The sequence below is a fragment of the Kitasatospora sp. NPDC002551 genome (assembly GCF_040296005.1).
Taxonomy (GTDB): Bacteria; Actinomycetota; Actinomycetes; order Streptomycetales; family Streptomycetaceae; genus Kitasatospora.
The window spans coordinates 1-8,866 of sequence record NZ_JBEOWI010000111.1 but is presented as its reverse complement, the minus strand read 5'-3'; the positions used below and the strand labels follow the sequence as shown (position 1 = coordinate 8,866).

The window sequence follows — 8,866 nt, the reverse complement described above, 5'->3', positions numbered from 1 at the left end:
GCACTCGGCCGCATGCACACCACCGGCCTCACCATCGACTGGACCACCGTCTTCCCCAACGCCCACCGCGTCGACCTGCCCACCTACGCCTTCCAACGCGACCGCTACTGGTTCGCGACGCCGGCCGTCCCCGACGCCCCGACGGCCGGAGCCCACGGCCTCACCGCCGCGTCGCCGTCGGCCTCCGTGGACGGGCGGTTCTGGGCGGCGGTCGAGCACCAGGACCTGGACGCCCTGGCCGCGATGCTCGAAGTCGACCCCGCCACGCCGCTGAGCGAGATGGTGCCCCTGCTGTCCTCCTGGCACCGCCGGCAGAACGAGCAGGCCGCCATGGAGGCCTGGCGGTACCGGATCGCCTGGCACCCGGTGGCCACCGAGCCGCGCGGCGCGCTGAACGGCACCTGGCTGGTGGCCGTTCCGGCGGCCGGCGGCGAGGGATCCGGCAGCGACGCGCACGCCGCCGTCCTGCACGCCCTCGCGGAGCGCGGAGCGCGGACGGTCGTCGTCGAACTGGCCGAGGGTGAGCGCGACGCGGTCGCCGAGCGGCTGCGGGAGGCCTCGGCCGGCGAGGTGCCGGCGGGCGTGCTGTCCCTGCTCGCCTTCGCCGACGGGCCGGACCCGCGGCACCCGGTCCTGCCGCACGGCCTGGCGCTGAACCTGGCCCTGGTGCAGGCGCTCGGGGACGCGGGGATCCCCTGCCCGCTGTGGCTCGCGACCCGCGCCGCCGTCTCGGTGAGCCCGACCGACCCGGTCGACCGCGCCGAGCAGGCGACCGTGTGGGGCCTGGGCCGGGTGGCCGGCCTGGAGCACCCCGAGCGCTGGGGCGGCCTGGTCGACCTGCCTGCCGCCGTCGACGAGCGCGCCGCGGCCCGGCTGGCCGGGATCCTCGCCGCCGCGGGCGACGAGGACCAGCTGGCGGTGCGTACCGCGGGCGTCTTCGTCCGGCGGCTGGTGCACGCCCCGCTGGGCGCGCCGGCCGACGAGGTCAAGTGGCAGCCGGGCGGCACCGTGCTCATCACCGGCGGCACCGGCGGCCTGGGCGCCCAGGTGGCCCGCTGGCTGGCCCGCACCGGGGCCGGGCACCTGGTGCTCACCAGCCGGCGCGGTTCCGCCGCTCCGGGCGCCGAGGAGCTGGCGGCCGAACTGCGCGGCCTGGGCGCCCGGGTGACGCTCGCCGCGTGCGACGTCGCCGACCGGGCGGCGCTGGCCGGGCTGCTGGACGGCCTGGAGGCCGAGGGCTCGCCCGTGCGCGCGGTGTTCCACGCCGCCGGGGTGGTCCACTTCCGGCAGATCGCCGACAGCACGCCGGCCGACTTCGCGGCCATGGCCGAGGGCAAGGTGTCCGGGGCCGTCCACCTCGACGAACTCCTGGACGGGACCCGCCTCGAAGCCTTCGTGCTGTTCTCCTCCGTCGCCGCCGCCTGGGGCAGCGGCGGGCAGGGTGCCTACGCCGCGGCCAACTCCTTCCTGGACGCGCTCGCCGAGCGGCGCCGGGCGCGCGGCCTGGCGGCCACCTCGGTGGCCTGGGGCCCCTGGGCGGACAAGGGCATGATCGAGGGCGACGGCGTGGAGGAGCACCTGAGCCGCCGGGGCCTGCCGCCGATGGCGCCGGAGCTGACGGTGGCGGCCCTGCACGGGGCGCTGGCCCGCCAGGAGACCACGCTGGTCCTCGCCGACGTGCGCTGGGACCGGTTCGTGCCGGGCTTCACCGCCGCCCGCCGCCGCCCGCTCATCGACGAACTGCCGGAGGTCCGGCGGGTGTTGGAGGCGGCCGTGGAGCCGCAGGACGCCGCGCGGCAGGACGCCGGAAGCGTGACGGACGGCCTGGCCGGCCTGCCGGAGGCGGAGCGGGAACGGGTGCTGACGGACCTGGTGCGCGCGCACACCGCCGCCGTCCTCGGCCACTCCTCCCCCGACGCGATCGCCGACGACCGCGCCTTCAAGGAGCTCGGGTTCGACTCGCTGACGGCCGTGGAGCTGCGCAACCGACTGAACGGCGCCACCGGGCTGTCGCTGCCCGCCACGCTGATCTTCGACCACCCGGCCCCGGCCCCGCTGGCCCGGCTCCTGCGGGACGAGCTGTTCCCGCCGCAGCCGATGACGGCCGACGCCGTCCTCGACGACCTGGACCGGTGGGAGGAGTCGCTGGCGGAGATCACCGCGGACAGCGGCGCGCGGGAGCGGCTCACCAGCCGTCTGCAGGGCCTGATGGCACGGATCGAGAGCACCGGCGGCAGCGGCGGCACCCCGCAGGGCGGCGCCGCGGCCTCGGTCGAGGAGCAGCTGCTGGCTGCTTCCGCCGACGAGATCTTCAAGCTGATCGACAACGACTTCGGGGCGTCCTGATGGCCAACGAGCAAGAAGAGAAGCTGCTCGACTACCTCAAGCGGGTCACCGCCGACCTGCACCGGACCCGCCGGCGCCTGCAGGAGGTGCAGGACCGGGAGCGGGAGCCGATCGCGATCGTGGGCATGGGCTGCCGCTTCCCGGGCGGGGTGCGCTCGCCCGAGGACCTGTGGGAGCTGGTCGCGGCGGGCCGGGACGCGGTCTCCGCGTTCCCCACCGACCGCGGCTGGGACCTCGACGGCCTCTACGACCCGGACCCGGCCGTCTCCGGCACCTGCAACACCCGCGAGGGCGGCTTCCTCTACGACGCCGGCCAGTTCGACCCGGCGTTCTTCGGGATCTCGCCGCGCGAGGCGCTGGCCATGGACCCGCAGCACCGGCTGCTCCTGGAGGTCTCCTGGGAGGCCATCGAGCGCGCCGGGATCGACCCGCTGTCGCTGAAGGGCGAGAAGGCCGGCGTCTTCGTCGGCGCGACCTCCTTCCAGTACGGGGGCGATCCGGCGCTGGCGGACCCGAGCGTCGAGGGCCACCTGCTGATCGGCAACGTGACCAGCGTGGCCTCGGGCCGGATCTCCTACACCCTCGGCCTGGAGGGGCCCGCCGTCACCCTGGACACCGCCTGCTCGTCCTCGCTGGTGACCCTCCACCTGGCCGCCCAGTCGCTGCGCCGGGGCGAGTGCTCGCTGGCCCTGGCCGGCGGCGCCGCGATCGTGGCCAACCCCGGTGTCTTCGTCGAGTTCAGCCGTCAGCGCGGCCTGGCGCCGGACGGCCGCTGCAAGGCCTTCGCCGCCGCCGCCGACGGCACCGGCTGGGGCGAGGGCGCCGGCATGGTGCTGCTGGAGCGGCTGTCGGACGCGCGGCGCAACGGGCACCCGGTGCTCGCCGTGGTGCGGGGCAGCGCGATCAACCAGGACGGCGCCAGCAACGGCCTCAGCGCGCCCAACGGCCCCGCCCAGCAGCGGGTCATCCAGCAGGCGCTGGCCGCCGCCGACCTCACCACCGCCGACGTCGACATGGTGGAGGCGCACGGCACCGGCACCCGGCTCGGCGACCCGATCGAGGCGCAGGCGCTGCTGGCCACCTACGGCCGGGGCCGACCGGAGGGGCGTCCGCTGTGGCTGGGCTCCCTGAAGTCCAACATCGGCCACACCCAGGCCGCGGCCGGGGTCGGCGGCATCATCAAGACCGTCCTGGCGATCCGTCGGGGCGTGCTGCCCGCCAGCCTGCACATCGACGAGCCCTCGCCCGCCGTGGACTGGTCGGCCGGCGCCGTCTCCCTGCTGCGCGAGGCCACCGCGTGGCCCGAGCTGGGACGCCCCCGCCGGGGCGCGATCTCCGCCTTCGGGGTCAGCGGCACCAACGCGCACGTCATCCTGGAGCAGGCCCCGGCCGAGGAGGACGCGGAACCCGTCGCTCCGGCCGCCGGCCCGCTGGCGTGGCCGCTGTCCGGCCGCACCGAGGCCGCGCTGCGGGACCGCGCCGCCCAGCTGCGCCGGCACCTGGACCGCCACCCGGAGGACGACCTCGCCGGCCTCGGGGCGGCGCTCGCCCACACCCGCTCCGCGTTCGAGCGCCGCGCGGTCGTCGTCGGCCGCACCCGCGAGGACTTCCGCACCGCCCTGGACGCGCTCGCCGCCGGCACCGCCGCCCCGGGGCTGGCCGAGGGCCTCGCGGTGAACACCACCCGCCCGGTCTTCCTGTTCCCCGGCCAGGGCTCGCAATGGGCGGGCATGGCGGAGGAACTGCTGGAGTCCTCGCCCGTGTTCGCCGCGGTGATGGCCGACTGCGAGCGCGCCCTGGCGCCGTTCGTGGACTGGTCGCTGGACGCGGTGGTGCGCGGCGCGCCGGACGCGCCCTCGACGGACCGGGTGGACGTGGTCCAGCCGCTGCTGTTCTCGGTGATGGTGGCCCTCGCCGCCGTCTGGCGCTCCTACGGCGTGGAGCCCGCCGCCGTGGCGGGCCACTCCCAGGGCGAGATCGCCGCGGCCTGCGTGGCCGGCGCGCTGTCGCTGGAGGACGCCGCCCGGGTGGTGGCGCTGCGCAGCCGGGCGCTGCGGGCGCTGTCCGGGGACGGCGGGATGATGTCCGTCTCGCTGCCGCAGGACGCGCTGCTCGCGCGGATGGCGCCGTGGGGCGAGCGGCTGTCGCTGGCCGCCGTCAACGGCCCCGCCTCGATGGTGGTCTCCGGCGAACCCGGGGCGCTGCGCGAGCTGCTGGCGTCCTGCGAGGCCGACGGCGTCCGGGCGAGGATCATCCCGGTCGACTACGCCTCGCACTCGCACCAGGTGGAGCGGATCCACGACCGGCTGCTGGAGCTGCTCGCCCCGATCGCCCCCCGCTCGTGCGCGACGGTCTTCTTCTCGACGGTCACCGGCGAGCCCGTCGACACCGCCGGCCTGGACGCCGGGTACTGGGCCCGGAACCTGCGCCAAACGGTCCAACTGGAGCAGGCCACCCGCCGGATCCTGGCCGCGGGCCACCGGATCCTGATCGAGGTGAGCCCGCACCCCGTGCTGGCCTTCGCGGTGCAGGAGACCATCGAGGCGGTCGGCGCGGAGGCGGGCGTCGTCGGCTCGCTGCGCCGCGGCGAGGGCGGCCCGGACCGGATGCTGCTGTCGCTGGCCCAGGCGTACGTCCGGGGCGCGGCGGTGGACTGGGCGGCCGTGCTGCCCGCCGCGCACACCCGCGCCTTCGACCTGCCCACCTATCCCTTCCAGCGCCGGAACTACTGGCTGGAGAGTTCCGCCGCGGTGTCCGCGACCGCGCAGGACCCGGCGGAGGCCGCCTTCTGGGCGGCGGTGGAGGGCGAGGACCTCCCGGCGCTGGCCGCCGCGCTGGAGGCCGGCGTCGAGGAGCCCGGGGACCCCGGGGCGGCCGACGCCCTGCGGTCGGCGCTGCCGCTGCTGTCCGCCTGGCGCCGCCGGCGGACCGACGGCGCGGCGCTGGACTCCTGGCGGTACCGGACCGGCTGGCGCCCGCTGCCGGAGCCGGCCGCCGCGCCGCTCACGGGCCGCTGGCTGGTCGCCGTCCCGGCGGGACACACCGCGGACCGGCCGGTCGCGGCCGTGCTCACCGGCCTGGCCGGCCCCGGCGCGGAGCTCGTGCCCGTCGAGATCGCCGCCGGCACGGACCGCGCCGCCCTCGCCGGGCTGATCGGCGCCGCGCTCGCGGACACCGCGACGGCGCCCGCCGGGGTGCTCTCGCTGCTCGCCCTGGACGAGGCGCCCCGGCCCGGCGCCCCGTCGGTCCCCGCCGGGCTCGCCCTCACCCTGACACTGGTCCAGGCCCTGGGCGACGCCGGGATCGAGGCCCCGCTGTGGCTGGCGACCCGGGGAGCGGTGTCGACCGGCGCCTCCGACCGCCTCGACAGCCCCGTCCAGGCCGCCGTCTGGGGGCTGGGCACGGTGGCCGCCCTGGAGTCCCCGCAGCGCTGGGGCGGCCTGGTCGACCTGCCGGCCGTCCTCGACGAGCGGGCGCTCGCCCGGCTCGCCGCCGTACTGGCCGCTCCGGCCGGCCCGGACGGCGACGGCGCCGAGGACCAGCTCGCGGTGCGCGGCGCGGGCGTGTTCGCCCGCCGCCTGCTGCGCGCCGGCGCCCCGGCCCCCGCGGCCGGCTGGCGGCCGAGCGGCACCGTCCTGATCACCGGCGGGACGGGCGGCGCGGGCGCCGCGGTGGCCCGCCGGCTGGCCCGGGAGGGCGCCGAGCACCTGGTGCTGACCGGCCGGCGCGGTTCCGCCGCTCCGGGCGCCGAGGAGCTGGCGGCCGAACTCACCGCCGCCGGCGTCCGGGTCACGCTCGCGGCCTGCGACGTCGCGGACCGCGCCGCGCTCGCCGGCCTGCTGGACTCCCTGCCGCGCGACCTGCCGCTGACCGCGGTGGTGCACGCCGCGGGCGTGCTCGACGACGGCGTGCTCGACACCCTGACCGCCGAGCAGGCCGAGCGCACCCTGCGGCCCAAGGTGACCGGGGCGCTGAACCTGCACGAGCTCACCAAGGACTGCGACCTGTCCGCGTTCGTGCTCTTCTCCTCCATCGCCGGCACCGTGGGCGCCGCCGGCCAGGGCAGCTACGCCGCGGCGAACGCCGTCCTGGACGCGCTCGCGCACCAGCGCCACGCGGACGGGCTGGCCGCCACCTCGGTGGCCTGGAGCGCGCTCGCCGACGGCGGGATGGTCGACGCGGCGGTGGCGGACCAGCTGCGGCGCCGCGGCGCGGCCCCGATGGCCGGCGACCGGGCCGGCGACGCGCTGCTGCGGGCGGTGGGCGGCGGCGAGCCGTGCCAGGTGGTCGCCGACCTCGACTGGGCGCGGTTCGCGCCCGCGCTCGCCGCCGGCCGGCCGCTGCCCCTGCTGCGCGACCTGCCGCAGGCCCGGGAGGCCCTCGCCGCCGCGCCGGGCCCGCAGGGCGAGGGGCAGGACGACTCCGAGGCCCTGCTGCGCCGCCTCGCCCAGCTGGACGGCGCGGACCGGCAGCGGGTGCTGCTCGACCTGGTCAGGTCGCTGGCCGCCGTCGTCCTCGGCCACCCCAACTCCACCGCCGTCGAGGCCGAGCGGGCCTTCAAGGAGCTGGGCTTCGACTCGCTCACCGCGGTGGAGCTGCGCAACCGCCTGGGCGTGGCGACCGGGCTGCGGCTGCCGGTCACGCTGGTCTTCGACCACCCCACCGCCGCCGCGCTCGCCTCCTACCTCGGCGCCGAACTGCTGCCCGACGGCGGCTCGCCCGCCGGGCCCGTCCTCGCCGAACTCGACCGGCTGGAGGCCTCCCTGGCGGCGCTGGACCCGGACGAGGAGGCCCGCGCCGCGGTGGCCGAGCGTCTGCAGTCCCTGCTGCGCACCTGGTCCGGCCCCGGCGACCAGCGCGGCTCCGTCGACGACCTCGACGCGGCCACCGACGAGGAGATGTTCGACCTGCTGGACCTCGAACTCGACGACATCGCATGAACCACCGCACACCCACCCACGGCCTTTCCGTCCCACGGTCTTCGAGGAGCTGACGAGTGATGGAGAACGAAGCGAAGCTTCGCGACTACCTCAAGCGGGCGACCGCCAACCTGCGCGTGGCCCGTCAGCGCCTCGACGAGCTCCAGGAGAAGGAGCACGAGCCGATCGCCGTGGTGGCGATGGGCTGCCGCTTCCCGGGCGGCGTCCGGACCCCCGAGGACCTGTGGGCGCTCGTCGCCGAGGGCCGGGACGCGATCACGCCGTTCCCCACCGACCGGGGCTGGGACCTCGACGCGCTCTACGACCCGGACCCGGACCGCAAGGGCCGCACCTACGTCCGCGAGGGCGGCTTCCTCGACGGCGTCGACCGCTTCGACGCCCCGTTCTTCGGCATCTCGCCGCGCGAGGCGCTGTCGATGAACCCGCAGCAGCGGCTGCTGCTGGAGGTCGCCTGGGAGACGCTGGAGCGCGCCGGGGTCACGCCCGGCTCGCTGCGCGGCTCGCGGACGGGCGTGTTCGTCGGCGCCACCGACTTCGACTACGGCAGCAACGTCACCGAGCTCCCCGAGGGGCTGGAAGGGCAGATGTCGCTGGGCGCCTCCGGCGCCATCCTGTCCGGCCGGGTCGCGTACACCCTCGGCCTGGAGGGGCCGGCCCTCACCGTCGACACCGCCTGCTCCTCCTCGCTGGTGGCCCTGCACCTGGCCTGCCAGTCGCTGCGCAGGGGCGAGTCCTCGCTGGCGCTGACCGGCGGCACGACGGTGATGGCCACCCCGACCGGGTTCATCGAGTACAGCCGGCAGCGGGCGCTGTCCCCGACCGCCCGCTGCCGGGCGTTCTCCGAGACGGCGGACGGCACCGTGTGGGCGGAGGGCGTCGGCGTGCTGCTGCTGGAGCGGCTGTCGGACGCGCGGCGCAACGGGCACCCGGTGCTCGCGGTCGTCCGGGGCAGCGCGATCAACCAGGACGGCGCCAGCAACGGCCTGACCGCGCCGAACGGCCCCGCCCAGCAGCGGGTGATCCGGGCCGCGCTGGCCAACGCCCGGCTCAAGCCCGAGCAGGTCGACCTCGTCGAGGCGCACGGCACGGCGACGACGCTGGGCGACCCGATCGAGGCCGGCGCCCTGCTGGCGACGTACGGCCAGGGGCGGCCCGCCGAGCGGCCGCTGTGGCTGGGTTCGCTGAAGTCCAACCTCGGGCACGCGGCGGCGGCCTCCGGCGTGGCCGGGGTCATCAAGACGGTGATGGCGATGCGCAACGGTGTGCTGCCGCGCACCCTGCACGTGGAGGAGCCCTCGCGGAAGGTGGACTGGGAGTCCGGCGCGGTGCGGCTGCTGACGCAGGAGCAGCCGTGGCCGCAGGGCGAGGAGCCCCGGCGGGCCGGCATCTCCTCCTTCGGCGCGAGCGGCACCAACGCCCACACGATCATCGAGGAGGCTCCGGCGGAGGTCCCCGACGAGGAGGCGCCGGAGGGCCGGGACGAGCCCGCCGTCGAGGAGTACCCGTCCGTGCTGCCGGGTTCGGGGGTGGTGCCGCTGGTGGTGTCCGCGCGCAGCGCCGCGTCGCTGCGCGCTCAGGCC

3 protein-coding genes are annotated in these 8,866 nt (G+C 77.1%); all 3 read left to right on the top strand.

The genetic code is table 11. From position 1 onward, the window contains the following. The coding region (locus ABT093_RS39840) for an SDR family NAD(P)-dependent oxidoreductase (RefSeq protein WP_350572402.1) at positions 1-2,346 on the top strand (2,346 nt) is incomplete at its 5' end. Continuing rightward, the gene (locus ABT093_RS39835) at positions 2,346-7,286 is read left to right on the top strand and encodes a type I polyketide synthase (protein ID WP_350572401.1); all 4,941 of its coding nucleotides are present in this window, start codon (positions 2,346-2,348) and stop codon (positions 7,284-7,286) included. The genes ABT093_RS39840 and ABT093_RS39835, both read left to right, overlap by 1 nt. A 59-nt stretch (positions 7,287-7,345) precedes the next feature. Further along, positions 7,346-8,866, top strand: a 1,521-nt coding sequence (locus tag ABT093_RS39830) for a type I polyketide synthase (RefSeq protein ID WP_350572400.1), incomplete at its 3' end; no start/stop codon positions are given.